Annotated in this window: 23 protein-coding genes; 12 read left to right on the forward strand and 11 right to left on the reverse strand. The window is 71.9% G+C overall.

The genetic code is table 11. The features are described from left to right. Nucleotides 1-76: 76 nt before the first annotated feature. Nucleotides 77-1,438: a type I glutamate--ammonia ligase gene (gene glnA / locus TNCT1_RS14180; protein ID WP_143631607.1), complete on the reverse strand. Its 1,362-nt coding sequence runs from the start codon at nucleotides 1,436-1,438 to the stop codon at nucleotides 77-79. Nucleotides 1,439-1,775: 337 nt separating this feature from the next. On the opposite strand from glnA, the gene TNCT1_RS14185 reads away from it, so the two are divergent. Further along, entirely contained in the window at nucleotides 1,776-2,963 is a 1,188-nt protein-coding gene (locus tag TNCT1_RS14185) for a globin domain-containing protein (protein ID WP_143631609.1), read from the forward strand. 176 nt (nucleotides 2,964-3,139) lie between these two features. Here the strand turns inward: TNCT1_RS14185 and TNCT1_RS14190 are convergent, their stop codons facing one another. Continuing rightward, nucleotides 3,140-3,595 carry an Rrf2 family transcriptional regulator gene (locus tag TNCT1_RS14190; RefSeq protein WP_143631612.1) on the reverse strand — a complete coding sequence of 152 codons (456 nt, stop codon included), beginning with the start codon at nucleotides 3,593-3,595 and terminating at the stop codon, nucleotides 3,140-3,142. Between the two features lie 137 nt (nucleotides 3,596-3,732). Between TNCT1_RS14190 and TNCT1_RS14195 the strand changes: the two genes are divergently transcribed. The 4 genes from TNCT1_RS14195 to TNCT1_RS14210 all read left to right on the forward strand — a co-directional run bounded on the left by TNCT1_RS14195 (nucleotide 3,733) and on the right by TNCT1_RS14210 (nucleotide 9,368). Next, nucleotides 3,733-4,407: a DUF3105 domain-containing protein gene (locus TNCT1_RS14195; RefSeq protein WP_143631615.1), complete on the forward strand. Its 675-nt coding sequence runs from the start codon at nucleotides 3,733-3,735 to the stop codon at nucleotides 4,405-4,407. Further along, entirely contained in the window at nucleotides 4,404-5,036 is a 633-nt protein-coding gene (locus TNCT1_RS14200) for a DUF305 domain-containing protein (protein WP_143631618.1), read from the forward strand. The genes TNCT1_RS14195 and TNCT1_RS14200 overlap by 4 nt, the downstream gene beginning before the upstream one ends. 220 nt (nucleotides 5,037-5,256) lie before the next feature. Next, on the forward strand, nucleotides 5,257-7,200 hold the full coding sequence (locus TNCT1_RS14205; protein ID WP_143631620.1) for a protease pro-enzyme activation domain-containing protein: 1,944 nt from the start codon (nucleotides 5,257-5,259) through the stop codon (nucleotides 7,198-7,200). Between the two features lie 119 nt (nucleotides 7,201-7,319). Then, nucleotides 7,320-9,368, forward strand: a complete 2,049-nt coding sequence (locus TNCT1_RS14210; protein WP_143631623.1) for an NAD(+) synthase — start codon at nucleotides 7,320-7,322, stop codon at nucleotides 9,366-9,368. Here TNCT1_RS14210 and TNCT1_RS14215 read toward each other — a convergent pair. Together TNCT1_RS14215 and TNCT1_RS14220 are read right to left on the reverse strand one after the other, a co-directional pair. Then, complete coding sequence (locus tag TNCT1_RS14215; RefSeq protein WP_143631625.1) at nucleotides 9,358-9,636, reverse strand: DUF397 domain-containing protein; 279 nt, start codon at nucleotides 9,634-9,636, stop codon at nucleotides 9,358-9,360. The genes TNCT1_RS14210 and TNCT1_RS14215 overlap by 11 nt on opposite strands. After that, nucleotides 9,608-10,471, reverse strand: a complete 864-nt coding sequence (locus TNCT1_RS14220; protein ID WP_174266317.1) for a helix-turn-helix transcriptional regulator — start codon at nucleotides 10,469-10,471, stop codon at nucleotides 9,608-9,610. The genes TNCT1_RS14215 and TNCT1_RS14220 overlap by 29 nt, the downstream gene beginning before the upstream one ends. A 132-nt stretch (nucleotides 10,472-10,603) precedes the next feature. Between TNCT1_RS14220 and TNCT1_RS14225 the strand changes: the two genes are divergently transcribed. Genes TNCT1_RS14225 through TNCT1_RS14235 form a run of 3 tightly spaced genes read left to right on the forward strand, consistent with a single transcriptional unit; the run spans nucleotide 10,604 to nucleotide 12,420 of the window. Further along, a complete protein-coding gene (locus TNCT1_RS14225; protein ID WP_143631627.1) occupies nucleotides 10,604-10,828 on the forward strand; it encodes a hypothetical protein in 225 nt (74 codons plus the stop codon). After that, the gene (locus tag TNCT1_RS14230) at nucleotides 10,825-11,256 is read left to right on the forward strand and encodes an ATP-binding protein (protein ID WP_143631630.1); all 432 of its coding nucleotides are present in this window, start codon (nucleotides 10,825-10,827) and stop codon (nucleotides 11,254-11,256) included. Before TNCT1_RS14225 ends, TNCT1_RS14230 begins: the two co-directional genes overlap by 4 nt. Nucleotides 11,257-11,265: 9 nt before the next feature. Then, nucleotides 11,266-12,420, forward strand: a complete 1,155-nt coding sequence (locus TNCT1_RS14235) for a DUF6215 domain-containing protein (protein WP_143631633.1) — start codon at nucleotides 11,266-11,268, stop codon at nucleotides 12,418-12,420. Nucleotides 12,421-12,444: 24 nt separating this feature from the next. Here the strand turns inward: TNCT1_RS14235 and TNCT1_RS14240 are convergent, their stop codons facing one another. Continuing rightward, nucleotides 12,445-13,869: a hypothetical protein gene (locus TNCT1_RS14240; protein WP_143631636.1), complete on the reverse strand. Its 1,425-nt coding sequence runs from the start codon at nucleotides 13,867-13,869 to the stop codon at nucleotides 12,445-12,447. Between the two features lie 220 nt (nucleotides 13,870-14,089). Then, complete coding sequence (locus TNCT1_RS14245) at nucleotides 14,090-14,638, reverse strand: DUF1062 domain-containing protein (protein WP_143631638.1); 549 nt, start codon at nucleotides 14,636-14,638, stop codon at nucleotides 14,090-14,092. 292 nt (nucleotides 14,639-14,930) lie between these two features. On the opposite strand from TNCT1_RS14245, the gene TNCT1_RS14250 reads away from it, so the two are divergent. Further along, complete coding sequence (locus TNCT1_RS14250) at nucleotides 14,931-15,335, forward strand: hypothetical protein (protein WP_143631640.1); 405 nt, start codon at nucleotides 14,931-14,933, stop codon at nucleotides 15,333-15,335. 81 nt (nucleotides 15,336-15,416) lie between these two features. On the opposite strand, the gene TNCT1_RS14255 is transcribed toward TNCT1_RS14250, so the two are convergent. The 4 genes from TNCT1_RS14255 to TNCT1_RS14270 all read right to left on the reverse strand — a co-directional run bounded on the left by TNCT1_RS14255 (nucleotide 15,417) and on the right by TNCT1_RS14270 (nucleotide 20,265). Next, nucleotides 15,417-16,631 carry an MFS transporter gene (locus tag TNCT1_RS14255; protein ID WP_143631642.1) on the reverse strand — a complete coding sequence of 405 codons (1,215 nt, stop codon included), beginning with the start codon at nucleotides 16,629-16,631 and terminating at the stop codon, nucleotides 15,417-15,419. Between the two features lie 95 nt (nucleotides 16,632-16,726). Continuing rightward, entirely contained in the window at nucleotides 16,727-17,776 is a 1,050-nt protein-coding gene (locus tag TNCT1_RS14260; RefSeq protein ID WP_143631645.1) for an endonuclease/exonuclease/phosphatase family protein, read from the reverse strand. Nucleotides 17,777-17,958: 182 nt separating this feature from the next. After that, nucleotides 17,959-18,594: a TetR/AcrR family transcriptional regulator gene (locus TNCT1_RS14265; RefSeq protein ID WP_174266292.1), complete on the reverse strand. Its 636-nt coding sequence runs from the start codon at nucleotides 18,592-18,594 to the stop codon at nucleotides 17,959-17,961. 84 nt (nucleotides 18,595-18,678) lie between these two features. Beyond that, nucleotides 18,679-20,265: an MFS transporter gene (locus TNCT1_RS14270; protein WP_174266293.1), complete on the reverse strand. Its 1,587-nt coding sequence runs from the start codon at nucleotides 20,263-20,265 to the stop codon at nucleotides 18,679-18,681. Nucleotides 20,266-20,480: 215 nt separating this feature from the next. On the opposite strand from TNCT1_RS14270, the gene panB reads away from it, so the two are divergent. The 3 genes from panB (at nucleotide 20,481) to TNCT1_RS14285 (ending at nucleotide 23,442) form a co-directional block, all read left to right on the forward strand. Continuing rightward, nucleotides 20,481-21,347: a 3-methyl-2-oxobutanoate hydroxymethyltransferase gene (gene panB / locus TNCT1_RS14275; RefSeq protein WP_143631647.1), complete on the forward strand. Its 867-nt coding sequence runs from the start codon at nucleotides 20,481-20,483 to the stop codon at nucleotides 21,345-21,347. A 197-nt stretch (nucleotides 21,348-21,544) separates the two neighbouring features. Then, the gene (locus TNCT1_RS14280) at nucleotides 21,545-22,570 is read left to right on the forward strand and encodes an ATP-binding cassette domain-containing protein (protein ID WP_143631650.1); all 1,026 of its coding nucleotides are present in this window, start codon (nucleotides 21,545-21,547) and stop codon (nucleotides 22,568-22,570) included. Continuing rightward, on the forward strand, nucleotides 22,567-23,442 hold the full coding sequence (locus tag TNCT1_RS14285; RefSeq protein ID WP_235902588.1) for an ABC transporter permease: 876 nt from the start codon (nucleotides 22,567-22,569) through the stop codon (nucleotides 23,440-23,442). Before TNCT1_RS14280 ends, TNCT1_RS14285 begins: the two co-directional genes overlap by 4 nt. Nucleotides 23,443-23,453: 11 nt before the next feature. Here TNCT1_RS14285 and TNCT1_RS14290 read toward each other — a convergent pair whose 3' ends face one another. Beyond that, nucleotides 23,454-26,762, reverse strand: a complete 3,309-nt coding sequence (locus TNCT1_RS14290) for a BTAD domain-containing putative transcriptional regulator (protein WP_143631653.1) — start codon at nucleotides 26,760-26,762, stop codon at nucleotides 23,454-23,456. Between the last annotated feature and the right edge of the window lie 10 nt (nucleotides 26,763-26,772).

Genomic DNA, 26,772 nt, shown 5'->3' on the forward strand with positions numbered 1-26,772 from the left:
CCGTGGGGGGCCGACGGTCAGCGACCGTCGGCCCCCCCCCTCCGCCGATCAGCGGGTGCCCCGCCCCGACCTGCCCCTACAGCACCGGCAGGTTCTTCCGCAGCTCGAACGCCGTCACCTCGGAGCGGTACTCCTCCCACTCCGACTTCTTGTTGCGCAGGAAGAAGTCGAAGACGTGCTCGCCCAGGGTCTCGGCGACCAGGTCGCTGCTCTCCATGAGGCTCAGGGCCTCGCCGAGGTTCTGCGGGAGGGGCTCGATGCCCATCGCGCGGCGTTCGGCGTTGGACAGGGCCCAGACGTCGTCCTCGGCGCCGGGGGGAAGCTCGTAGCCCTCCTCGATGCCCTTGAGGCCGGCCGCCAGCAGGACCGCGTAGGCGAGGTACGGGTTGGTGCCGGAGTCCAGGGAGCGGACCTCCACGCGGGCGGAGCCGGTCTTGCCGGGCTTGTACATGGGCACGCGGACCAGGGCCGAGCGGTTGTTGTGGCCCCAGCAGATGTAGGAGGGGGCCTCGCCGCCGGCGCCCGCCGTGCGCTCGGAGCCGCCCCAGATGCGCTTGTAGGAGTTCACCCACTGGTTGGTGACCGCGGAGATCTCCGCCGCGTGCCTGAGCAGGCCCGCGATGAAGGAGCGGCCGACCTTGGAGAGCTGGTACTCGGCGCCGGACTCGTAGAACGCGTTGCGGTCGCCCTCGAAGAGGGACAGGTGGGTGTGCATGCCGGAGCCGGGGAACTCCGAGAACGGCTTCGGCATGAAGGTGGCCTGCACGCCCTGCTCCAGCGCCACCTGCTTCATGACCAGGCGGAACGTCATGATGTTGTCCGCCGTGGACAGCGCGTCGGCGTAGCGCAGGTCGATCTCCTGCTGGCCGGGGGCGCCCTCGTGGTGGGAGAACTCCACCGAGATGCCCATCGACTCCAGCATGGTGATCGCCTGCCGGCGGAAGTCCATGCCCACGTTCTGCGGGGTGTGGTCGAAGTAGCCCGAGTTGTCGGCCGGGGTGGGGCGGGTGCCGTCCACCGGCTTGTCCTTCAGCAGGAAGAACTCGATCTCCGGGTGGGTGTAGAAGGTGAAGCCCAGGTCGGAGGTCTTGGCCAGGGCGCGCTTGAGGACGTAGCGCGGGTCGGCGAAGGACGGGGAGCCGTCGGGCATCAGGATGTCGCAGAACATGCGGGCGGTGCCGGGGCCCTCGGCGCGCCAGGGCAGGATCTGGAAGGTGGAGGGGTCCGGCTTGGCGATCATGTCGGACTCGTAGACCCGGGCGAAGCCCTCGATGGCGGAGCCGTCGAAGCCGATGCCCTCGTCGAAGGCCTGCTCCAGCTCGGCCGGAGCCACGGCCACGGACTTGAGGAAGCCCAGCACGTCCGTGAACCACAGGCGTACGAACCGGATGTCGCGCTCCTCCAACGTCCGGAGCACGAACTCCTGCTGCTTGTCCATCTTCCGCTTCCCCATCCTTGCTGGTCAGGCCGCCCGTTCACCCGCATGGCGGGGGCGGGCGGTCGGGCACCCGAGCATCACACCACAACACCGTTTCACGCGCGTTGCGGACCTTGATCGCCCGGGCGTCCCCGGCCTGAACGCCTCACATACGGCAGGTGTACCGCGCTGCAGCCCATCTTGCCTGTCCGGGACGGCATCCGTAACGGCCGGTCCGGTCCGGGCGTGACCGACACCACGGGCCTTTAATTTGCATCCAGGATGCAAGTTTCAATAGCGTTCTGATCAGCCGAGCGATCGAGCGAGCCGGAGCGATCGTGCACATCGAGGAGTCCTGATGCTGTCCGAGCAGTCAGCAGCCACCGTCCGCGCCACCCTGCCCGCCGTCGGCGCGGCCATCGGCGAGATCACCGAACGCTTCTACGCCCGGCTGTTCGAGGCCCACCCCGAGCTGCTGCGGAATCTGTTCAACCGCGGCAACCAGGCCGCCGGGGTCCAGAAGCAGGCCCTGGCCGGCTCCATCGCCGCCTTCGCCGCCTACCTGGTGAACAACCCCGAGCAGCGGCCCGACGCGATGCTCGAGCGCATCGCCCACAAGCACGCCTCGCTGGCGATCGTCCCGGAGCAGTACCCGATCGTGCACGAGCACCTGTTCGCCGCCATCGCCGAGATACTCGGCGACGCGGTCACCCCCGAGGTCGCCGCCGCCTGGACAGACGTCTACTGGCTGATGGCCAACGCGCTCATCGCGATCGAGAAGCGGCTGTACGCGCAGAGCGAGCAGCAGGGCTGGCGCGAGTGGCGGGTCGTCGAGCGGATCGACGAGACCGCCGACGTCGCGAGCTTCAGGCTCCGCCCGGTGGACGACGGCCCGGTGCCCGGCTACCGCGCCGGCCAGTACGTCTCGGTCGGCGTCACCCTCGCCGACGGCGCCCGGCAGATCCGCCAGTACAGCCTCACCGCGGCCCCCGGCTCGCCGGAGCGGCGGTTCGCCGTCAAGCGGGTGGCCGGCGACGGCGCCGCGCCCGAGGGCGAGGTCTCCAACCACCTGCACGCCCACGTGCGCGAGGGCGACGTCCTGCAGCTCTCCGCCCCCTACGGCGACCTGGTCCTGGAGGACACCGGGGCGCCGCTGCTGCTCGCCTCCGCAGGCATCGGCGTCACCCCGATGATCGCCATGCTGGAGCAGCTCGCCATCGGCGGGCACCGGGCCCCGGTGACCGTGGTGCACGCCGACCGCTCCCCCGCCGCGCACGCCCTGCGCTCGGACCACGAGGCGTACACGGCCAAGCTGCCCGAGGCCGAGCCGGTCTTCTTCTACGAGCAGGACGCCGAGGGCGCCGGACGGCCCGGTCTGGTCGACCTGACCGACGTCGAGGTCCCGGCCGGCACCCGGGCCTACCTCTGCGGTCCGCTGCCCTTCATGCGGGCGGTGCGCGCCCAGCTCATCGAGAAGGGCGTGGCCCCCGCCGACATCCACTACGAGGTGTTCGGCCCGGACCTCTGGCTCGCCAAGGCGGCCTGACCCCGGCGCGGAGCCCCGGCACGGCCGGGCCGGGACGAGAAGGGCGCCCCGCGGGACCGACGAGGTCCCGCGGGGCGCCCTTCCGCTCACGGCAGGGCACCCTTCCGCTCACCGGCACGGCGCCCTCCCGCCCGACACCGGTACGCGGACGCGTCCCCCGCGGCGCCGCGCGCCCCCTACCGCGGCTGCGGCGCCCTGCCGATGCTCAGCAGCAGCGGAGCCGTCGGGCTGACGACGATGTCCTGCACCGTCACCGGGTCCAGCGCCGCGTAGAACGCCTCCTGCGCCTGGCGCAGCGCGCCCCGCAGCCGGCAGCCCGAGTTCAGCGGGCAGGGGGTGGCGCCCTGGCCGGCGCCGTCGCAGTCGACGACGTCGCCGTCGCCCTCGAAGGCGCGCACCACGGCGCCCACCGACGCCGTGCGTCCCTTTTCGGTCAGACTCAGGCCTCCGCCCCTGCCGCGGCGCGCGTCGAGCAGGCCCATGTGCTGGAGTTCGGCGACCACCTTGGCGGCGTGGGTGTAGGGCACGTCCATGTCCCCCGCGACCTGACGGGTCGTGGGGCTGGTCTCGTCGGCGACGGTGAGCCGCATGAGGACCCGCAGGGCCAGGTCGGTGGAGCGCAGCAGCCTCATACCGCGAGGGTAGGTAATACGCATCCGAGGTTCAAATTATTCGGTTTCCCGTGCCCTCACTGCGGAAGAGCCCCCGGGGCCCACTACGATCGGCGAGCCCCTTCGTCCACGCCCCTTTCCCCAGAAGGACACGCCTCATGGGATCCGCCAAGAACAGCAGCGCCGCGCGCAAGGCACGCGTCGAGGAGATGCGGCGTGCCGAGCGAGCCCGCGCACGCCGCAACCGGGTGATCGCCATCGCCGCCAGCGTGGTCGTCGTCGCCGGCCTCGCCGTCGGCGGTGTGGTGCTGGTGAACTCCCAGTCCGGCAAGAAGGACGCGGCCGCGAGCGAGGACGCCAAGAACGCCGGCGACTCGGGGCACTTCACCACCGGCGCGGACGGGGTGCGGACCTGGTCCGGGAAGCTGTCGCGGACGCACGTCACCAGCAAGGTGTCGTACCCGATGCACCCGCCGGTCGGCGGCAACCACAACCCGGTGTGGCTCAACTGCAACGGCGACGTCTACACCGAGCCGGTGCAGAACGAGAACGCGGTGCACGCGCTGGAGCACGGCGCGGTGTGGGTGACGTACACCAAGAAGGCCGGCAAGGCGGACGTGGACGCGCTCGCGGCGAAGGTGAAGAAGACGCCGTACTCGCTGATGAGCCCGTACGAGAACCAGGCCGCCCCGCTGATCCTGTCCGCGTGGGGCCACCAGGTGACCGTGAAGAGCGCGAGCGACCCGGAGGTGGACAAGTTCTTCGCCACCTATGTGCAGGGCAAGCAGACGCCCGAGCCGGGCGCCTCCTGCACCGGCGGGGCGATGAAGTGAGGCGGCAGCACGTCGGCTGGGCGGCGGGCGCGGCCGCGGCGGTGCTCGTCGCGGCCGGGGCGATCACCTACGCGGTGGCCGAGGACTCCGGCGGGTCGGCCGGCGGGACGCCGGCGGCCGATTCCGCCGACGCCGGGTTCGCCCGGGACATGGCCGTCCACCACCAGCAGGCCGTGGAGATGTCGTACATCGTGCGCGACCGCACGAAGAACGAGGAGGTGCGCCGCCTCGCCTACGACATCGCGCAGACCCAGGCCAACCAGCGCGGCATGCTGCTGGGCTGGCTGGACCTGTGGGGGCTGCCGAAGGTGTCCGCGGATCCGCCGATGACCTGGATGGGCATGGGCGACATGCCCGCCGGCGAGGACGGGGCGCTGATGCCGGGGATGGCGACCAACGCCGAGATGAAGAAGCTGGGCACGCTCAACGGCAAGCAGGCCGAGGTCTTCTTCCTCCAGCTGATGACGGACCATCACAAGGGCGGCGTCCACATGGCGCAGGGCTGTGCCGCCAAGTGCACGGTCGGGGTGGAGAAGCGGCTCGCGCAGGGCATGGTCGCCTCGCAGCGGTCGGAGATCGAGCTGATGGCCGGAATGCTCAAGGAGCGGGGCGCGCAACCCCGTTCGTAGCGACACGAGCCGGACCGACGATAGTGAAATTCGCAAATCGCCCTAGATGAAGGTTCTTTGAGCTTTTCTTGACCTTTGCGTTCCCCTGGCATGAACGGTTCATCGCAAGAGTGGCCAGCGTCGTGTGATCCACTCGCCGCTTCGAACCGCCGCGGACCGGTGCGTACTTCCACGACGTACCAGCCACTACATGCATGCGATCCGCATCGCAGGGGGTTCTATGAGATCCAACCGCGTTAAGGTGCGTGCCGGCGTGAGCATGGCAGCGACGCTGCCGATGATCGCCGGTGCGCTGGCGCTGGGCATACCCGCGGCGCACGCCGCGGACAGCCCGGCCCGTGACGCGCTGAAGGGCACCCGGCCCGCCTGGGCCACCGCCAAGGCGGACAAGGGCGCCACCTCGAACAACGCCCAGGTCAAGGCCCGGGTCTACCTGGCGGGACGGGACTCGGCGGGACTGGCGGCCTACGCCAAGGCCGTGTCCGACCCGAACTCGCCGCTGTACGGCAAGTTCCTCAAGCCCAAGCAGGCCGAGGCCCGCTTCGGTGCGACCAAGGCCCAGGTGGCCGCCGTCAAGTCCTGGCTGCGGTCGGCCGGTCTGACGGTCACCGAGGTCACCTCGCACTACGTCGCCGTCTCCGGTGACGTGGCCGCCGCCGAGAAGGCGTTCGGCACCCAGCTGCACAACTTCGCCAAGGGCTCGAAGACCTACCGCGCCCCGGCGAAGACCGCGTCCGCGCCGGCCGCCCTGAAGGGCGCCGTCCTGACCGTCACCGGTCTGGACAACGCCCCGCACAAGGCGCAGCACAAGGACCAGCTCCCGCCGCCGGACGCCGTGTTCAAGAACTCCGGGCCGTTCTCCTCGTACTACGGCTCGAAGATCGCGAGCACGCTGCCGGACGCGTACGGCCAGAAGGCCCCGTACGCGATCAAGGGTTACACCGGCAAGCAGCTCCGCTCCGCCTACGGCGCGGGCAAGTACACCGGCAAGCACGTGCGCATCGCCATCACCGACGCGTACGCCTCGCCGACCATCGCCTTCGACGCGGCCAAGTACGCGAAGAAGAACGGTGACGCGGCCTGGAAGACCGGCCAGCTCCACCAGTCGCTGCCGAAGAACTACACGAAGACCGAGGAGTGCGGCGCGGCCGGCTGGTACGGCGAGGAGACCCTCGACGTCGAGGCCGTGCACGCCGTCGCGCCGGCCGCCGACGTCACGTACGTGGGCGCCGCGTCCTGCTACGACGACGACCTGCTGGACTCGCTCAGCAAGATCGTCGACGGTCACCTGGCCGACATCGTCTCCAACTCGTGGGGCGACATCGAGGCCAACCAGACGCCGGACCTCGCGGCCGCCTACGACCAGGTCTTCCAGTTCGGCGCCGTCCAGGGCATCGGCTTCTACTTCTCCTCCGGCGACAACGGCGACGAGGTCGCCAACACCGGTGTGAAGCAGGTCGACACCCCGGCCAACTCGGCGTGGGTGACCGCGGTCGGCGGCACCTCGCTGGCCGTCGGCAAGGGCGACAAGTACCAGTGGGAGACCGGCTGGGGCACCGAGAAGGCGTCCCTGTCGGCCGACGGCAAGAGCTGGACGAACTTCCCCGGCGCCTACACCTCGGGCGCGGGCGGCGGCACCAGCAGGACCGTGCCGCAGCCGTACTACCAGAAGAACGTCGTCCCGAAGGCGCTCGCCACGGCCAACAACGCCGCCGGCAACCGCGTCGTCCCGGACATCGCGGCGATCGCCGACCCGAACACGGGCTTCCTGGTCGGCCAGACCCAGACCTTCCCCGACGGCAGCGAGCAGTACAGCGAGTACCGCATCGGCGGCACCTCGCTGGCGGCTCCGGTGATCGCGGCGGTCCAGGCCCTGGCCCAGGAGGCGCGCGGCGGCAAGGCGCTCGGCTTCGCCAACCCGGCGATCTACGCGAAGTACGGCAAGCAGGGCGTGTTCCACGACGTCACGGACAACCCGACGGGCTCCGGCCTGGCGGTCGTCCGGATCGACTTCGTGAACGGCGTCGACGCCGCCGACGGCCTCGCGACCTCGGTCCGCAGCCTCGGCAAGGACAGCTCGCTGTCCGCGGTGAAGGGCTACGACGACGTCACCGGCGTGGGCTCGCCCGCAAACGGCTACGTCCAGTCGTACCGGCGTCACTGATCCGCTGATCCGGTAGGAGGGGCGTGGGGTGCGTGCACCCCACGCCCCTTCGCCGTTCACGCGGGCGGCGCGCACCCCCCGCACCCCCATCGTGTCGCTCTGACGATTACACTGGGCCCGTGTCTGCGACGAACTTCTGGTCGATCTATCAGCACGGCTTCGCACGGGTCGCCGCGTGTACGGGTCACACCGTCATCGCGGACCCGCGCGCCAACGCCGAGACGGTCCTGCGCCACGCCCGCCGGTGCGACGGGGACGGCGTCGCCGTCGCCGTCTTCCCGGAGATGGTGCTGTGCGGCTACTCCATCGAGGACCTGCTGCTCCAGGACGCGCTGCTCGACGAGGTCGAGGAGGCGCTCGAGGACGTGGTGGCGGGATCGGCCGGGCTGCTGCCGGTCCTGGTCGTCGGCGCCCCGCTGCGCCACCGCAACCGGGTCTACAACTGCGCGGTGATCGTGCACCGCGGCCGGGTCCTCGGCGTCGTGCCGAAGTCGTACCCGCCGAACTACCGCGAGTTCTACGAGCGCCGGCAGATCGGCGACGGCGCCGACGAGCGCGGCGGGTCGATCCGGCTCGGCGGCGCGAGCGTCCCGTTCGGCGTGGACCTGCTGTTCGCCGCCGAGGACGTGTCCGGCCTGGTGCTGCACGCGGAGATCTGCGAGGACATGTGGGTGCCGGTGCCGCCCAGCGCGGAGGCGGCCCTGGCCGGCGCGACGGTCCTGGTCAACCTCTCGGGCAGCCCGATCACGGTCGGGCGGGCCGAGGACCGCAAGCTGCTGTGCCGTTCGGCGTCCTCCCGCTGCATCGCCGCGTACGTCTACGCCGCGGCCGGCCTCGGCGAGTCGACCACCGACCTGTCCTGGGACGGCCAGGCCATGGTCTACGAGAACGGCCTGCTGCTCGCCGAGACCGAGCGGTTCCCGCTCGGCGACAGCCAGGCGGTGGCCGACGTGGACCTGGACCTGCTGCGGCAGGAGCGGCAGCGGATGGGCACGTTCGACGACAACCGCCGTACCCACCGGGCGCGCACCGGTGACTTCCGGACCGTCGCCTTCGAACTCGACCCGCCCGCCGCCGACCTGGGGCTGCGCCGCCGTCTGGAGCGCTTCCCGTTCGTGCCGGCCGACCCCGGCCGCCTCGCCCAGGACTGCTACGAGGCCTACAACATCCAGGTCGCGGGCCTCCAGCAGCGGCTGGCGGCGATCGGCGGCCCGAAGGTGGTCATCGGGGTCTCCGGCGGTCTGGACTCCACGCACGCGCTGATCGTCGCCGCCCGCGCGATGGACCGGGCGGGCCGCCCGCGCAGCGACATCCTGGCCTGGACCCTGCCCGGCTTCGCCACCAGCAACCACACCAAGGACAACGCCCACAAGCTGATGCGCTCGCTCGGGGTCACCGCGGCCGAGCTGGACATCACGCCCACCGCGCGGCTGATGCTGAAGGAGATGGACCACCCGTTCGCCTCCGGCGAGCCGGTGTACGACGTCACCTTCGAGAACGTGCAGGCGGGCCTGCGCACGGACTACCTCTTCCGGCTGGCCAACCAGCGCGGCGGCATCGTGCTCGGCACCGGCGACCTCTCGGAGCTGGCGCTCGGCTGGTCCACGTACGGCGTCGGCGACCAGATGAGCCACTACAACGTCAACTCCGGTGTACCCAAGACGCTGATGCAGCACCTGATCCGCTGGGTCATCAGCAGCGGCCAGTTCGACGAGGAGACCGGCCGGACGCTCGCCGCGATCCTCGACACCGAGATCAGCCCGGAGCTGGTGCCGGGCGAGGAGATGCAGTCGACGGAGTCGAAGATCGGCCCGTACGCGCTGCACGACTTCACACTCTTCCACGTGCTGCGGTTCGGCTTCCGGCCGTCGAAGATCGCGTTCCTGGCCTGGCACGCCTGGCACGATGCGGACGCCGGCGACTGGCCGCCGAACTTCCCCGAGGCCAAGCGGGTGGCGTACGACCTGCCGGAGATCCGGCGCTGGCTGGAGGTCTTCTGCCGCCGCTTCTTCGCGTTCGCGCAGTTCAAGCGCTCGGCCATGCCGAACGGGCCGAAGGTCTCGGCCGGCGGCTCGCTGTCCCCGCGCGGCGACTGGCGGGCCCCGTCCGACGGCAACGCGCGTGCCTGGCTGCGGGACCTGGCCCGGTTCGACGAACCTACGACCTGAGCGCGTCCACGAAGTGAGCCCAGGCGGCCGCGCCGAGGAGGAGGGCGGGGCCGTCCGGGACCTTGGAGTCCCGGACGGGGACGAGGCCGGGGATGCCGACGGCGACTTCTAGGCAGTTGCCGCCGTCGCCATTGCTGTAGCTCGACTTGCGCCAGAGGGCGGCGCCGGGGAAGTCGCTGGCCACTTCGACGCAGTCGCCACCGTCACCGTTGCTGTAACTGCTCTTGCACCAGAGAGCGTCACTCAAGTCGGTGCGGTTGCTCGCCATTTCGGTAATCCTCTGCCGCTGCATCGATGATGGCCAGGGACGTGTCTGGTGACAACGCGACGGCCCTGAGGCGATCGTATGCCTTGCGGTACTGCTTCACGAGAGCCGGATCATCGATGGTGTCTCCGCTGTAGGACGCCTCGGTGTAGATCAACGGTGGCGCGTCCGGGAAGGTCATGACCATGATGGAGGCCGCCATCAGCGGATACGCTCCGCAGTTCCGCGGCACAATCTGCGGAACGATGCGGCGCTGCTCGGTCAACTTCACGATGCGGTCGAGTTGCTCGGCCAGCTCTCCCGGTGCCAGAAACGAGTCGTGCAACAGCGACTCGTGCAGAATCGCCCAGTACTCCGGGACGGAGTGGTCGTCCTCGAAGAGGCGCGCGCGGTCGAGCCGTGCTTGCACCTTCTCCTCGACCCAGTCATCGGAGGCCGCCGGGTGGGCGGACCTGACCAGTGCCCGCGCGTATGGAGCGGTCTGAAGCAGACCGGGCAAAGTACTGGGGGACCATTCCTCGATGGACTCGGCGTGCTTCTCGGCCTCCAGAACTCGCTCGAAGTAGGCGGCGTGCGGCCCCCGCCGCGCCCGCCGCACATCCTCACAGTGCCGTTCGAAGTAGCCGTCGGTGCCCAGTACCCGGTCCACGTGGCGGGCCAGATCCATCGGCATGCGCCGCTTTCCGTGCTCGATGTCGCTGAGGTGCGACTTGCCGTAGAAGCTGCCCTCGACCAGCCGCTCAAGCGACAGCCCCGCCGCCTCCCGCTGCCACCTCAACTCCTTGCCGTAGAAGTCGGGGACGCTGATCGAACCGTCGATGTCCTTGCGCCGGACCACGTGCTCACCGCCGTAACTCACCTTGCCGATTCCGCTGCTCGCGTCGCGGACGCGAACCCTCTTCCACGGTAGCGAGCCGGGCGACACTGTGTGAGGTGTTCGTAACTCACCGCACAGAAGGCCGGAGCCCCCATGCCCGACCACTCCCCCACCGCCTACGACGTCACCCTCTGCGTGGAGAACCTGCGCGCCGCCCTCGCCCTGCACGGCATCACACTGCCCTCGCTCCGGGTGGACCTGGCGAGCCTCGCCAGCACCTACACACCGCCCGCGGGGCTCGTCGCGCTCGGGAACTGCAACACGGCGACGGCCCAGGCGCTCGCCGCCGCCCTGCGCGGAACGGCGGTGGAGCGGTGACGTTCGAACTCGACCTGCTCGCCACCCCGGAGGCGGTACCGGAGCTGCGCCACCGCCTGGTCACTCACTGCCACGAAGTGCGCCTGTGCGTCACGGAGTTGCTGACGAACGTCATCGACCACCTCGGCGCGGGCACTCCGGTCACGGTCCGGGTGACCGGCACGCCCCACGGCCGCGCGCGCGTCGAGGTCACCGACCCCGACGCGCGCGCCCTGCCCGTGCTGCGGGCGGCCGCCGACACCGCCGAGTCCGGCCGGGGCCTGCTCCTGGTCGACGCCCTCGCCCAGCGCTGGGGCGTCGACCAGGGTCCGGACCACAAGACGGTCTGGTGCGAGCTGGACGGGGCGGCGGGTCACGACTTCGACACGGCCCCGAACGCCCCCGGAACTGTGGCCTCCACCACGGCGGACACCGCTCTGTCCTGGTGAGATCACCAAATGCTCGGTCTCCTCCTGCGCGTCCTGCCGTTCTGGGTCCGCGAGCCCCTGATGATCCTGGTCGGATCCGTCTTCGGCGTGCGCATCATGTATCTCGCCGTCGTAGAACGGAGCTGGGTCGCGGCCGGCATCGGCGCGGTCTTCCTCGTGTTCACCGCGATACGCGTCCGCATGGTGGTCCGGGCACTCCAGGCACGCCGCGAGGCGCGGGCCCGGGCCTCGGCACAGGCTCCGGTCCCGGCGCAGGTTCCGGTCTCGCCTCCGGCTGCGGCTCCGGTCTCACCTCCGGCCGGCCCCGCGGATTCGGCTGCGGCTCCGGATTCGGCTCCTGCTTCTTCTCCGGCGCCCGCGCAGGTCCCGGCCCCGGTCCTCGCCGCCGCGCAGGCGCCGGCCCAGGTCCCCGCTCAGGCCGGGGCCGGGCCGCGCCCCGCCACCGGTGCGCCGGAGAGGGACCACAACGCATGGGGCCAGGCCCTCGCGGCGGTCGGCCTGTTCGGCGCGCTCGCGGCCGCGCTGTGGCTGGGCCCGCGGGTGCTGCCGGCCGACGACAACTCCCCTGAGCCCGCCTCGTGTTCGCACGCGGAGGACGAGAAGCCGTCGAAGGCGTACCAGAGGACACCCCGGGCCGTTACCGGCGACCAGCTGTGCGAGGCGCTCAACCGGCCCGACCTGGCCCGGCTCCTCGGAACGCCCCGGGAGATCGCGTACACGGCTTCCGGCAGCAGCGGCACCGCCCTCCTCACCGACGACAAGGTCGCCGAGCCGGAGGCGCAGGTCTCGTTCGACACGTACACCGTCAAACTCTCGGCCACCTACAACCACTTGACGACCGCCCAGTACGTGAGGCTGTTCGACATCGCCGGCGACAGGGTGGAGAAGGACGTGAAGACGCTCAAGGTCCTCGGCCGGCCCGCGTTCTTCTCCTCGGACCACACCATGAAGTTCACGATCGACTTCAGCAAGGAGCACAACGGCGGGCCGGTCGAGCGAGGCCCCTTGGCCAGGTCGCTGTCCATCGCCCTCGACCGGAAGGACCGGGGCGGCTACTACGACATCACCGTGTGGAGCCAGTCCGGCGCCCTCCCGCAGGACGGCGCTCTCGTCGACATCGCCGAGAAGGTCCTCCCGTCGGTCCTCGAACGGAGCGCCGGCTGAGCCGGTGGCCTCCCCCGTCGCGCGTCAGCGCACGCGCCTCCGGCGCCACGCGCTGAGGGCCGCGGCGAGGAGCAGCAGGGCGAGGACGACCGCGGCCGCCACGCAGCGGCCGGGGGTGGCCCAGGCGGGGCCGGGCCAGACCGACACGGCCACCTCGGCGGTGTCGTTCGCGGTCGCGGTGTCGCGGCCGGGGCTCCCGGCCCCGCCACCGGAGACGGTGACCCGCCCGCCTCGGTGGGGGCCGTCCCGGTCGATGCGGAGGGTGAAAGGGAAGGTCGTCGTGGCTCCCACCGCCGCCCTGCTCGCCGTGCACACGTACCGGCGCGCGCTCGGCTGTCTCGCGGACGGATCGGCCAAGGGCGTGCCGTCCGGGGCGAGAGCGCGGCACTCCTGGTCGATGACTTCCTCGTCCCGCTCGAACTCGTAGGGGGACGACACGACGGTGGTGCCCGACGGCACCGTGAACTCGACCCGCACCGGGGCGGGCAGCGCACCGGGGCCGTCGTTGCGCACGCCGACGCGCACCGTGGCACGGCTGCCGACGGGCCCTGTGGCGGTGCCGGCCACGGCGACCAGGTCGCTCTCGTTGCGGACGCGCACCTTCAGGTCCGCCGAGTCCGCGCCGGCCTTGCCCGCGACCCGGTCAGCGGCGGGCACCAGGCGCAGCGCGGCGCCGTCGCCCGGCTCGTACTGTGCCGCCAGCTCCTCCGGGGGCACGTAGTCGGTGCCGAGGGCCGCGGCCCGGAAGGAGACGCCGGGGTACGTGGCGTCGCGGCCGGCCCTGAGGACCTCCCGGGCGCCGAGACGGTAGGAGGCGCCGGGCGGGATGACGACGTCGGCGGCCGGCAGACCGCACCACGTCGAGGCGTCCCGGTAACGGCAGTTGCCGTGCTTCACGGCCGGCGCGAGGCCGTCCCGCGTGCTCATGAAGAGGGCGACTCCGCGGGCGGGCACGTCGCCGGTGTTGGTCACGGTCAGCGCGACGGCGAGGGTGCCGCCCGGGTCGACGTCGTGCCGGTCGGGGCGCGCGTCGACCGCCAGGACCGGCTTGCCGACCACGATGCGGGAGCTTGCCGTGACGGCGGGCGAGCCGGGCGAGGTCACCCGGTAGCGCAGCACGGCCGAGTCGCCCGCCGTGGCGCCCCGCGCGGGACCGAGGCGGAAGTACTGGTGGATCCCGCTCCGCGAGACGTCGTCCTGCCCGGTGCAGCGGAAGACCGGCAGCCGGACGGGACAGGCGTCCATCGCCGTTCTGAGGACGGCGACGCCCTTGAGGTCACGGGCGTCGAAGGTGACCGTGACGCGGGCGGCCCCCCGCTCCTGGACGTCGAGCCTGTCGGTGCTGCCGGGGTCGCGCGAGACGTAGAAGACCGACGGCACGACCAGCTCGGGCTCGTCGGAGGGCGCGCAGCCGGCGAGGCCCGCGAGCACCGCGGCCAGGAGAAGCACCGGCCCGACGGCCGCCCGGAGCCGCCCGGCCGGGGCGGCGGCCCCTCTCCGCCCCACTCCCCGGCGGCGGTTGACTCCCTCACACATCTCCACCGTGATCACCCTGCCAGGAGGACATCACGTCCGCGCATCGGTCCTGTCACGCGGCGCCGGCGTACGACAGGGGCCTGCCCGGCGGATACGGCCGGACAGGCCCCTGGTTCCGCTCAGCTCTCAGCGCTCAGCGCTTGAGCGTGAAGGTGAAGTCGCCGGAGAGCCGGCCGCCCAGCCGGACCGCCGAGACGAGCCTGCCCTCCTCGGCCAGCCGCTCGACCGCGGCCCGTGAGAGACCGCAGCCGTCGGCGATCAGCCGTACCGGCCGGACGGGGATCGGCGCCGCGAAGCTGACCGACACGTCGATCACCTCGCGGTCCAGGTGATCCGTTCCGCCGGTGTCGAGCCGCCAGGCGCCGTCCCAGTCGAGGGCGATGCGGTTGCGTCGCCGCACGACCGGGTCCCGGAGCGTCTCGGCCGCCAGGGCGGGGTCGTTGCCGTGGGCCCGGTCCAGCAGTTCGGGCCGTACGGAGCGCACGTTCGCCCGCTCCAGGACCGTGATCTTCGTCGTCTCCCCGCAGTCGGCGCAGAGCGCGAGGAGCCAGACGTCGATGAGCTTGTGGTTCGCGTTGACCCGGAACTTGCCGGTCGTCCGGAAGCGTCCGGACGCGCAGGCGTGGCAGCGCCGGAGAACCGTCGGCAGGCAGGTGGGCATGACCACCCAGCTATTGAGCACAGAAGTACACCGTCTTCAGTGAGAAGTCCGCAGCAGAAATCAGCACGGCGCGAAACGCGCGACGCGCGACCGATCAGCACTCGGGGGGTCTCACACGGTGTACAACGGCACGTCCTTGCCTGGGCGACTCGGTCCGGCAGCACGGTAGTGGGAGCCGACGGCACCACTCCACTGGTTTTCGAGGGGTGCCGGAGATTGAGCCTCTGCTCCGGCACACCTTTCACGCGCCTCGCAAGGTCGCCTTCCCCGGCGTCAGCATCAGTAGAGATGACCTCACATCAGGAGATGTCCAGTGACGTACACAGACCCCGAGAGTCGGCCCGAAGGCGCTGGGTACGACCTGGCAGATCTGGTCTGCCATGAACTCCGCCGGGCCGGTCTTCCCGCGTACGTCGAACTTCCGGGCATGCCGAAACAACCCGGCGTCTGGGTCGAAGTCAACGATGAGGGCGAGTACGCCGGAGGCGTCTACGTCCGTTGGAGCGCCCCCGAACTTGCGGAGACCGGTCTGCAGGCAGTGACGGACCGGCAGAACCCGGCGGCGCCGGAATGGAAGCGTTACACCGAGGTCGTTGTAATCATGCAGACGGCATTGGTCGGGATTCTGCGGCTGGCCGGCTTCTCCGTCGTAAAGGCCGAGGAGGTCGACGACGTAGCCGAGGGCGATGTGTACGTTCACGCCGGTACGCCCTCGTGACAGACCCGCGGGAAACGCGCTGAAAACCGGTCGGGAGGCACCCCTTGATGAGGGGGCCTCCCGATGCGGTCAGGCCGCCGCTCAGCGGTGCAGCGCCCCCGCCTGCTCAGGCACGTGCGCAGCGATCACGCGGCCCTCGTGGGCGGAGCCGTGGCGGCGGTCCACCGCGTAGGCCACGCTCGCCACGCCGAGGCCCAGTACCGCGAGGACCGCTCCCGCCAGCGCGGGCGACGTCGGGCCGAAGCCCGCCGCCAGGGCGATTCCGCCGATCCAGGCGCCGCCGGCGTTCGCCAGGTTGAAGGCCGCCTGGTTGGCGGAGGAGGCGAGGGAGGGGGCCGACGCGGCCTTCTCCATGACCATGAGCTGGAGGGGGGAGCCGGTGACGAACGCGGCCATGCCGAGGAGGGCGACGGACAGGGCCGCGCTCCACTCCGCCCGCATGAGCACCGGGAACGCCAGCAGCACCGCCGCGAGGGCGGTGAGGCCGCCGAAGAGGGTGCCGCGCAGGGAGTGGTCGGCGAGGCGTCCGCCCAGCAGGTTGCCGGCCGTCGCGCCGACGCCGAACAGCGCCAGCAGCAGCGTCACGTTCGTCTCGGCGAAGCCCGCCGCGTCCGTGAGCATGGGGGTGATGTAGCTGTAGGCGGCGAAGAGGGCGCCGAAGCCCGCCACCGTCGTGCCCAGGGCGAGCCATACCGGCACCGACCGCAGCGCCGCCAGCTCGCCGCGCAGGCCGGTCGTGGAGGCGGCGGCCCGGTCGTGCGGGATCAGCAGGGCCAGCGACGCTATCGCCGCCAGGCCGATCGCGCTCACGCCGAGGAAGGTGGCCCGCCAGCCCAGGTGCTGGCCCATCAGCGTGGCGGCGGGGACGCCCGCGATGTTGGCGACGGTCAGGCCGAGGAACATCAGGGACACCGAGCGGGCCTTGCGCTCCGGCGCCACCATGCCCGTGGCGACGACCGCGCCGACGCCGAAGAACGCGCCGTGCGGCAGGCCGCTGAGGAAGCGGGCGGCCAGCAGGGCGCCGTCGCCCGGGGCGAGGGCGGAGAGCGCGTTGCCCGCCACGAAGAGGGCCATCAGGCCGATGAGGACCGTGCGGCGGGACATGCGGGCGGTCACGGCGGCCAGCAGCGGCGCCCCGACGACCACCCCCAGCGCGTACGCCGAGACCAGGTGCCCGGCGGCCGGAATGGAGATGTGCAGGTCGTCCGCGACGTCGGGGAGCAGCCCCATCATCACGAACTCGGTGGTGCCGATACCGAAAGCGCCGACGGCCAGTGCGAGCAGGGCCAGGGGCATGAAGGGCCTGTGCCTTTCGAAGGGAGAGCGGAGTTCCTTGTGCTGCGTATGTTCTGGTTCGGAACAAAGTCTCCCGGGCGCGGTATTCCGGCCGGTTACGCGGAGGTGTCGAGGTTCACACGGGCGGCGATCGGAAGGTGGTCGCTGTCGGTGCGCGGCAGCGTCCAGGAGCTCTCCGGCTGGACGCCCTTGACCAGGATCTGGTCGATCCGCGCCATCGGGAACGACGCCGGCCAGCTGAACCCGAAGCCGCTGCCGGCCGCGCCCTGGGTGGAGCGGAGCTGGGAGGTGACGGCGTTCAGCGCGCGGTCGTTCATGGTGCCGTTGAGGTCGCCGAGCACCACCACCCGCTTCAGCGTCTCGTCGGCGATGGCCTCGCCGAGCGCGTCGGCGCTCTTGTCCCGCTGGCGTGCGGTGAACCCGGCCTCCATCTTGACCCGCACCGAGGGCAGGTGGGCGACGTAGACGGCGACCGGGCCCTCGGGGGTCGTCACCCGGGCGTGCATCGCGCGCTTCCAGCCGAGCTTGATGTCGACGGCCCTGACGTCGCTCATCGGGTACTTGCTCCACAGGCCGACCGTGCCCACCACCGCGTGGTACCTGTACGTCGACGCGAGCGCCCTCTCGTACACCGGGACGGCCGGGGCGGGCAGCTCCTCCAGGGCCAGCAGGTCGGCGCCGGAGGAGGCGACGTCCTGGGCGGTCGCGGCGGGGTCGGGGTTGTCGGCGTTGACGTTGTGGGTGGCCACCATGAGGTCGCCGCCCTGTCCCGCCTTGTCGGAGACCAGGCCGCCGAAGAGGTTCAGCCACACGAACGCCGGGAGCAGCACCGCGATCAGGGCGGTCGCCGACCTGCGGACGAGGCCCAGGACCAGCAGCACCGGAATGGCCAGCCCCAGCCAGGGCAGGAAGGTCTCGGTGAGGCTGCCGAGGTTGCCCACCCGGTTGGGGACGCGCGAGTGCGTCAGCATCACCAGGGCGAGCAGCAGCGCCAGGGCGGCGAGCACGATGCCGCGCCGCCAGACGCCCGGGTCGCCGCGCCATCCGGCGAAGAGACGGTGCGCCAGGCGCCGAAGCCGGGATCCGGGTCGCTCGGGCCCCGAGCCGCCGTTGTCCGTCTCCGTCATGTACGCCTGCTGCGCCATACCGTCTGCCTCACTGACTGCCGTGCACGCCGTCGTTCCCCCGTGCTGCTTCCGACCCTAGGGGATGATCGGCTCGTTCCCGCCGTCCCATGACGGCCGTACGCAAGACGAGGACGAACGGGGCGGCGCCGGGGGTTCCGGTTACCCCGGGCGGCGGCGGTGTCTGTGACGAAACGCGCACATTAGCCCGGCGGGGCCACGGGGCTGACGGGGCGTAGTCCTTCCAGGACGGCGTCCACGATCTGCTCGGAGAGGCCTTCGGGCAGATCGGCGTCGGGGCGCATGACGGAGCGGACCAGCATGGGGCCGACGAACATGTCGTTGACCAGGTCCAGGTCGACGTCCGGCCGGAGTTCGCCGCTGCGCTGCCCGCGGCGCAGCACGTCCATGATCAGCACGCGCCGTGGCGCTATGACGCTCGCGTGGTACGCGACCCAGATCTTGGGGCTGGACTTCATCTGCGCGTACACGTTGTGCAGGATCGCCGAGGAGCGGCTGACGAGGCCGCGCCGGCGCAGCGCCTCCACCAGGACGACGAGGTCGTCGCGCATGGAGGTCCCGGGGAGTTCGGGGTCGGGGGGTTCGGCGGCGCGGATGACGTCGACGAACAGTTCCTCCTTGCCGCTCCAGCGGCGGTAGATCGTGGCCTTGCCGACCCCGGCCGTGCGCGCGACGCGCTCGATGGAGAGTTCGGCGAGGGGCACGCCGTCCTCCAGGAGCTTCATCACGCCCTCGATGATGGCGCGTTCCACGGCTTCGCTGCGCGGGCGGCCCCGTGCGGGGCCGTCCGGCCGCGGCCGGCTCTCGGCAAGGCTCACGTCGTCCGTCCTTCCACTGTGCTGCGGGAATTCTCCCGCAGCCGCCTCCTTCCCCCGTGGAACCGCTGACCGTGGTTCGTCCGGTCAGTCCGCGGCCGCCACCAACTGCGGCTCCCGTTCGCCTTGCTGACCGGCCGGCGGCCTGCCCGGCAGGAACAGGGCCACCACCACGGCGCCGATGAGCGCGACGCCCGTACCGCACAGGGCGGTGACGTGCATGGCGTGCAGGAAGGCGTCGTTGGCGGGCGTGACCAGGGCCTGTCCGCGCGGGCCGAGCTTCTCGGCGATGCCGAGGGTGGCCTCGATGGACTCGCCGGCGGTGTCCCGCAGGGCGGGCGGGAGCACGTTCAGCTTGCCCTCGACGCCGTTGCGGTAGGCGGTGGAGAGCACCGAGCCGAGGACGGCGATGCCGAGGGCACCGCCCACCTGGCGGAAGGTGTTGCTCAGCGCGGAGGCGGAGCCGGCCTTCTCCCGGGGCAGGGCCTGCATGATGACGACGGAGGTCGGCGTCATGATGTGCGCCATGCCGGTGCCCATGAGGAAGAAGATGACCTCCAGCAGCCAGACGGGCGTGTCGGCCTGGAAGGTGGCGAACGCGGCCAGCGTCGCCGCGACCAGCACCAGGCCCGCGGTGGTGGTGGCCTTGTTGCCGAACCGTTCGACGACCAGCCGGGCCCGCGGCGCGAAGATCATCTGCGCGGCGGCCAGCGGCAGCATCATCACACCGGACTGCAGCGGCGAGTAGCCGCGCACGCTCTGCATGTAGAACACGGAGAAGAACGTGACGCCCATCAGCGCGAAGAAGACCAGCGCGATGGCGGCCATGGCGGCCGAGAAGACCTTGTTCTTGAAGTAGGTGACGTCCAGCGACGGGTGGTCGCTGCGCTTCTCGAAGATCACGAAGCCGGTGAGCACGGCGAGGCCGGCGATGACCGTGGCGAGCACCTTGGCGTCGGTGAAGTCGGCCAGCTCGCCGCCCTTGATGATGCCGTAGACCAGCAGCACCAGGCCGACGACGGACAGGACCACGCCGACCGGGTCGAGGCGGCCGGGCTTCGGGTCGCGGGAGTCGGGCACCAGCCACACCATCAGGACGACCGCGAGGATCACGATCGGCACGTTGATGAGGAAGACCGAGCCCCACCAGAAGTGGTCGAGGAGCGCGCCGCCGGTGATCGGGCCGATGGCGATGCCGAGCCCGACGCCGCCGGCCCAGATGCCGATGGCCTTGGGCTGCTCGTCGCGCTCGAAGACGTTCATCAGCACGGCCAGGGTGGCCGGCATCACGAAGGCGGCGCCGAGGGCCATCACGGCGCGGTAGGCGATGAGCTGGCCCGGGGAGCCGGACTCGGCGGCCAGGGCCGAACCGATGCCGAACAGCACGATGCCGCCGAGCAGGACCTTCTTGCGGCCCAGCCGGTCACCGATGAGGCCGGCGGTGAACAGCAGGCCCGCGAAGACCAGGGTGTAGCTGTTGATCGCCCACTCGATCTCGCTCTGGGTGGCGCCCAGGCCGGTGGGCGCCGGGGTCGAGATGGTCTTGATGGCGACGTTCAGGATGGAGTTGTCGAGCACCACGATGAGCAGGCTCAGCATCAGCACGCCGAGGATCGCCCAGCGGCGCCGGTGCACCGCTTCCGGTATCCGGGAGGCAGGGACGGATGTTGTCATGCGTCCGAGCCTATGAGCATTCCAATACGGAACCGTCTCGTATCTTATTTTTTTTACCGAGGTCTTACGCACCGGACTCTTCCGTTCCGCGCCGGCGCGGCCGTGCGACGGGATCACAAGGGGGGTCCTCTGGCCGCCGACGGCACCAGGTGCCACCATGGAGACGATCCGGGGACGCCGTCAGGGCGCCTCGAGACACCGAAGGAGCCGTTGCAATGACGCAGCTTTCGGCTGCCCACACCAAGCCTTCCGACGGCAGCAAGGCGCTGTACGGGGGGAAGGGCACTCGCCGCATCACCGTCCGCGACATCGCCCTCGCCAAGGAGCGGGGCGAGAAGTGGCCCATGCTCACCGCCTACGACGCGATGACCGCGTCCGTGTTCGACGAGGCCGGCATCCCGGTGATGCTCGTCGGCGACTCGGCGGGCAACTGCCACCTCGGGTACGAGACCACCGTGCCCGTCACCCTCGACGAGATGGCCGTGCTGTCCGCGGCCGTCGTACGCGGCACCCAGCGCGCCCTGATCGTCGCCGACCTGCCGTTCGGCTCCTACCAGGAGGGCCCGGTGCAGGCGCTGCGCTCGGCGACCCGGCTGGTGAAGGAGGCCGGGGTCGGCGCGGTGAAGCTGGAGGGCGGCGAGCGCTCGCACGAGCAGATCCGCCTGCTGGTGGAGTCGGGCATCCCGGTCATGGCCCACATCGGGCTGACCCCGCAGTCCGTCAACGCGATGGGCTACCGCGTGCAGGGGCGCGGCGAGGAGGCGGCCGCGCAGCTCCTGCGGGACGCGAAGGCGGTGCAGGACGCGGGCGCGTTCGCCGTCGTCCTGGAGCTGGTCCCGGCCGAGCTGGCCGCCGAGGTGACACGGGTGCTGCACATCCCCACCGTCGGCATCGGCGCCGGGCCGGAGACGGACGCGCAGGTGCTGGTGTGGACCGACATGCTCGGTCTCACGTCCGGCCGGGTGCCGAAGTTCGTCAAGAAGTACGCGGACCTGCGTGAGGTCATGGGCAACGCGGCGAAGGCGTTCGCCGAGGACGTCGTCGGCGGGACGTTCCCCGCCGAGGAGCACTCCGTCCACTGACGGCTCCGTCCACCGAGCCACTGCGGAAACACCGGGCAGCCCGCCGACATCCCCCATCGGCGGGCTGCCGCCGCGTGCGGGCGGCGCGTACCGCTGACAACGGCTGTCGGCGGTACGCGGGCGGCTGTCGGCGGTACGCGGGCGGCTGTCGGCGCCCTGTCGGCCGTTTGTCGGTGGCGGCTGTCACTGTCTTGCCCATGACGCGAATCGACGACAACCCCGCCGGCGGACGCCCCGCCGTGACCGTACGGGGACTGGTCAAGCACTATGGCGAGACCAAGGCGCTGGACGGTGTCGACCTGGACGTCAGGGAGGGCACCGTGATGGGGGTCCTCGGGCCGAACGGCGCCGGGAAGACCACCCTGGTACGCATCCTGTCCACCCTGATCACACCGGACGCCGGCGAGGCGGTCGTGGCCGGCTACGACGTGGTGCGCCAGCCCCGGCAGCTGCGGCGGGTGATCGGGCTCACCGGGCAGTACGCCTCCGTGGACGAGAAGCTCCCCGGCTGGGAGAACCTGTACCTGATCGGGCGGCTGCTGGACCTGACCCGCAAGGAGGCCCGGGGCCGGGCCGACGAACTGCTGGAGCGGTTCTCGCTGACGGAGGCCGCACGGCGGCCCGCCGGGACCTACTCCGGCGGTATGCGGCGGCGGCTGGACCTCGCCGCCTCGATGATCGGCCGGCCCGCCGTGCTCTACCTGGACGAGCCGACCACCGGGCTGGACCCGCGCACCCGCAACGAGGTGTGGGACGAGGTCAAGACCATGGTCGGGGACGGTGTCACCGTGCTGCTGACCACCCAGTACATGGAGGAGGCCGAGCAGCTCGCCTCCGAGCTGACCGTCGTGGACCGCGGGAAGGTCATCGCGAAGGGCGGCATCGAGGAGCTGAAGGCCCGCGTCGGCGGGCGCTCGCTGCGGGTGCGGCCGGTGGACCCGCTGCAACTGCGGCCGCTGGCCGACATGCTGGACGAGCTGGGCATCACCGGGCTCGCCTCCACCACCGTGGACTTCGAGACCGGCACGCTGCTGGTGCCGATCCTCAGCGACGAGCAGCTCACCGCGGTGGTCGGCGCGGTCACCGCGCGCGGCATCACCGTCTCCTCCATCACCACCGAACTCCCCAGCCTGGACGAGGTGTTCCTGTCCCTCACCGGCCACCGCGCCAGTGCCCCGCAGGACACCACGCCCGCCGACTCCGCCGAGGAGGCCGCCGCATGAGCGCCCAGCCGTCCCCCACCGCCGTCCTCAGCGAGGCGCACCGCGCCACCCCTGGGGACCCTCCCCCCACGCCCGCCCGGCTCAAGGGCGACACGCCGATCTCGTTCCGCGCGCACCTGCGGCACACCGGCGCGCTCATCCGCCGCAACCTGCTGTGGATCCGGCAGGACCCGGAGTCGATGTTCGACGCCATCCTGTTCCCGGTGATCTTCACCCTGCTGTTCGTGTACGTCTTCGGCGGCTCGATCGGCAAGTCCCTGGGCGGCGGCCAGGAGCAGTACGTCCAGTACGTCGTGCCGGGCCTGATGGCCATGATGGGCATGAACATGGCCCAGGGCGTGGGCACCGGGTTCAACCAGGACTTCAACTCCGGTGTCATGGACCGCTTCCGGTCCCTGCCCATCGGACGCGGCTCCGTGCTCTTCGCCAAGATCGCGGTGGAGCTGATGCGGATGCTGTTCGCGACCGCGGTGCTGATGGTGGTCGCCGTCCTGGTGGGCTACGACATCAACGACTGGGGCGGCCTGCTGGCCTCCGTGGGCCTGTCCGTGGTGTTCGGCTCGGCACTGATGTGGGTGTTCCTCACCCTCGGCGTGATCATGAAGAACGCGCAGTCCGTGCAGGCGATGGGCTTCCTGGTGCTGATGCCGCTGCAGTTCGGTTCCTCGATCTTCGCGCCGACCGCCTCGATGCCGGGCTGGCTGCGGAACTTCACCGACTACAACCCGCTCTCCGCGCTGGCCGACACCGCGCGCGGCCTGATGGAGGGCGGCCCGGTCGCGCACGACCTGTGGGTGACGCTGATCTGGTCGGTGGGACTCACCGCCGTGATGGCCCCGGTCGCCATCCACAAGTTCCGCACCAAGAGCTGACGCCGGCCGTGTCACACCAGGGCGGTGGCCTCCGCGAGGGAGAGGCCACCGCCCTCGGCGTACGCGGCGTCGAACGCCGCCCTGCCGAGGACGGCGACGACGGCCCCCTCGGCGTGGTCGCGCATCGCCCGCTCGGCGGTCGTGGTGACATGGCCCGGGGGCAGCAGCGCGTGGGCGGCGCCCAGGCAGCGGGCGCCGTCGGCCGCGCGGCCGCCGCCGTCGGCCTCGGCGAGAGCGGCCGAGGCGATGGTCAGGTACAGGGGCTGCATCTGCGGGGCGATGGCCAGGGACAGCGGGTCGCGGGCGCGCGCCAGCGCCCCGCGGATCCGGCCCAGGGCGTCCTCGGGCCGGCCGCCGAGGATGTCCACCCAGGCCTCCTGGCCGAGGATGAGGGCGTCGAAGACGACGAAGTGCGCGATGCCGAAGCCCTCGCGCAGCAGCCGCAGTTGTTCGCGCGCCTCCGCGACCCGGCCGGTCAGGCAGAGCTGGGAGGACAGGACGAGGCGCGCCATGGGCAGCGCCTCGCTGTTGGTGCCGTCCGTGCGCTCGATGATCTCGCGAAGCAGGCGCTCGCCCTGCTCCGGCTCACCCGTCTCCAGCAGCGTGGCGCCCAGGCGGATGGCGAGCACCGCGGTCTGGGCGCGGGCGCCTAGGCGCTCGGCGTGCGCGATGGCCGCCCGGAAGTCCGCGGCGGCGGCCTCGTACTCGCCCTTGCGTTCGCGCGACTCGCCGCGTGCGGAGAGCGCCTCCGCGGCGCCCCAGGCGTCCCCGAGGCGCTCGAAGATCTCCAGCGCCTCGTCGGCGTCGCGGGTGGCGTCGCCCGCCCACTCGGTGCGGTTGGCGAGGATGTTGGCGCGCATCTGCAGGGTGCCGGCCAGTTCCCACTCGAACCCGGGGGTCTCCCGGCACGTGCGGACGCAGGAGTCGAGGATGGTGCGCAGCCGGTCGGCGCCGCCGGTCAGCAGCTCGGCGAAGAACCAGAGCATGCCCGGGGCCCGGCAGGTCTGCGGCATGCCGGGTTCGTAGACCTGGGTGATGGCGCGCAGTTTGGCCTGGGCCGCGGGGGTCTGCCAGGTGTCCAGTTCCGTGTCCATGCAGGCCAGATGGGCCAGGTGCAGCCCGCGCCGGGCCTCGTCCAGCAGTTCGCCGGTGTAGGGCGGCGGGGCGTCGGTGCAGCGCTGCCACACCGGCGCGGCGCGGCGCACGGGCTCCTCGAACGGGTCGGGGCCCAGCGCCATGACCTCACGGCACAGGTTGCGGGCCTCGACGCGCAGATCGCGCATCTGCCAGTACCAGATCAGGCCGTGGATGATGCAGAGCGCCTCCTGCTCGTCCCGCCCGGCAATGGCGTGCCGCAGGGCGGTGCGCACGTTCTCGTACTCGAGCTGGAGCCGGTCGACGGCGGCGCGCTGTTCAGGGCCGCGCAGCAACGGGTCGGTGGTGCGGGCGAGTTCGCGGTAGTACGTCAGGTGGGCGCCTTCGGCCTCCGCGCGGCGCCCGGTCTCGTCCAGCCGTTCGGCCGCGTACTCGGCGACGGTCTCCAGCAGGCGGTAGCGCATCTGGCCGTCGGCCGAGGGCGTGGCCACCACCAGGGACTTGTCGACCAGGGAGCCGAGCGCGTCCAGGGCGACCGGGCCGCAGACGGCCTCGGCGGCGGCCAGGTCGCAGCCGCCCGCGAACACCGAGAGCCGGCTGAGGACGTCGCGCTCGTCGCTGTCGAGCAGGTCCCAGGACCAGTCCACGACCGCGCGCAGGGTCTGCTGGCGGGGCAGCACGGTGCGGCTTCCGCTGGTGAGCAGCCGGAAGCGGTCGTCGAGCCGGTCCGCTATCTGACGGGGGGTCAGCATGCGCAGCCGGGCGGCCGCCAGCTCGATGGCGAGGGGCAGTCCGTCGAGGCGCCGGCAGATCTCGGCGCACGCCTCCGGGTCGTCCTCGACGCGGAACCCGGGCCGCGCCGCCGCGCCCCGGTCGGCGAGCAGCCGCAGCGCGACCGGCTCGGGCAGCGGCTCCACGGGCCGTACCAGCTCGCCCGGCACGCCCAGCGGTTCCCGGCTGGTGGCGAGCAGGGTCAGCCCCGGACAGTGCGCGAGCAGGCGCCCGGCGAGCCGGGCCGCCGCCTCGACGACGTGCTCGCAGTTGTCCAGGATCAGCAGCATCCGGCGCCGGGCGCAGTGCTCCACCAGCCGCTCGACCGGGTCGTCGTGCCGGTCGGCGACGGCGCGCATGCTCTCGGCGCCGGCGCCGTGCAGCACGGTCTCGCGGGCGCCGATCGCGGTCAGCACGGCCTGCGGCACGGCGTCCGGGTCGTCCACGGGCGCCAGCTCCGCCAGCCACACCCCGTCCCGGGCGGTGTGCCGCACCGACTCCGCGGCCTCCTGCGACAGCCGGGTCTTCCCGGCCCCGCCGGGCCCGAGCAGGGTGACCAGCCGGGCGGAACCCAGATCGGCGCCGATGGCCGCGATGTCCGGCTCGCGGCCGACGAAGGAGGTGAGCCGGGCCGGCAGGTTGCCGAGCGCGGCGGCGGGCGGCGTGCGGCCGGGTTCCGGCGCGGCCTGCGCGGCGGCGGCCGCCGCCGCCCCGGTCCCGGCGCCCTCGCTGAGCAGCAGCGCGGCGTGCAGCGCGCGCAGCTCGGGCCCCGGGTCGGAGCCGAGCCGCTCGGCGAGCAGCTGCCGTACCTCGTCGTAGGCGGCCAGCGCCTGGGCGGGGCGGCCCAGGTCCCTGAGCGCCCGCAGCCGCAGCGCCTGCAGCGGCTCGTCCAGGGGGTGGCTGTCGCACAGCGCGGCCAGCTCGGGCAGCGACCGTTCGGCGTGGCCGAGGGCGAGGGCAGCGGTGTGCCGGGCGCGCAGGGCGTCCAGGCGGCGGGTCTCCCAGCGGGCCGCCTCGGCGGTGCGGTCCGGCAGGTCGGCGAGGACGGGCCCGCGCCACAGGGCGAGCGCGTCGTCCAGGACGGCGGCGGCCTTGGCCGGGTCGCCGTCGGCCAGGGCGCCGAGGCCCTCGCCGGTCAGCCGGTCGAAGCGGTCGAGGTCGACGTCGTCGGCGGTGGCGACGAGCCGGTAGCCGCCCTCGGCGGAGGTCACGGCGCCGGCGCCGAGCGCCCGGCGCAGCCGGCCGATCAGCGCCTGCAGCGCGCCGGGCGCGTCGGCGGGCGGGTCGGCGCCCCACACCTCGTCCACCAGGACGCCCACGGGCACGGTCCGGCCGGCCCGCAGCGCGAGCACGCTGAGCAGGGCGCGCAGCCGCGCTCCGCCGACCGGGACGGGCGTGCCGTCGGGGCGGAGGGCCTGGGTGGTTCCGAGGAGGCGATAGCGCACGGGGTCCATTCTCTCCGAG

This window comes from Streptomyces sp. 1-11, from assembly GCF_007176755.1.
In the GTDB taxonomy this organism is placed as follows: Bacteria; Actinomycetota; Actinomycetes; order Streptomycetales; family Streptomycetaceae; genus Streptomyces.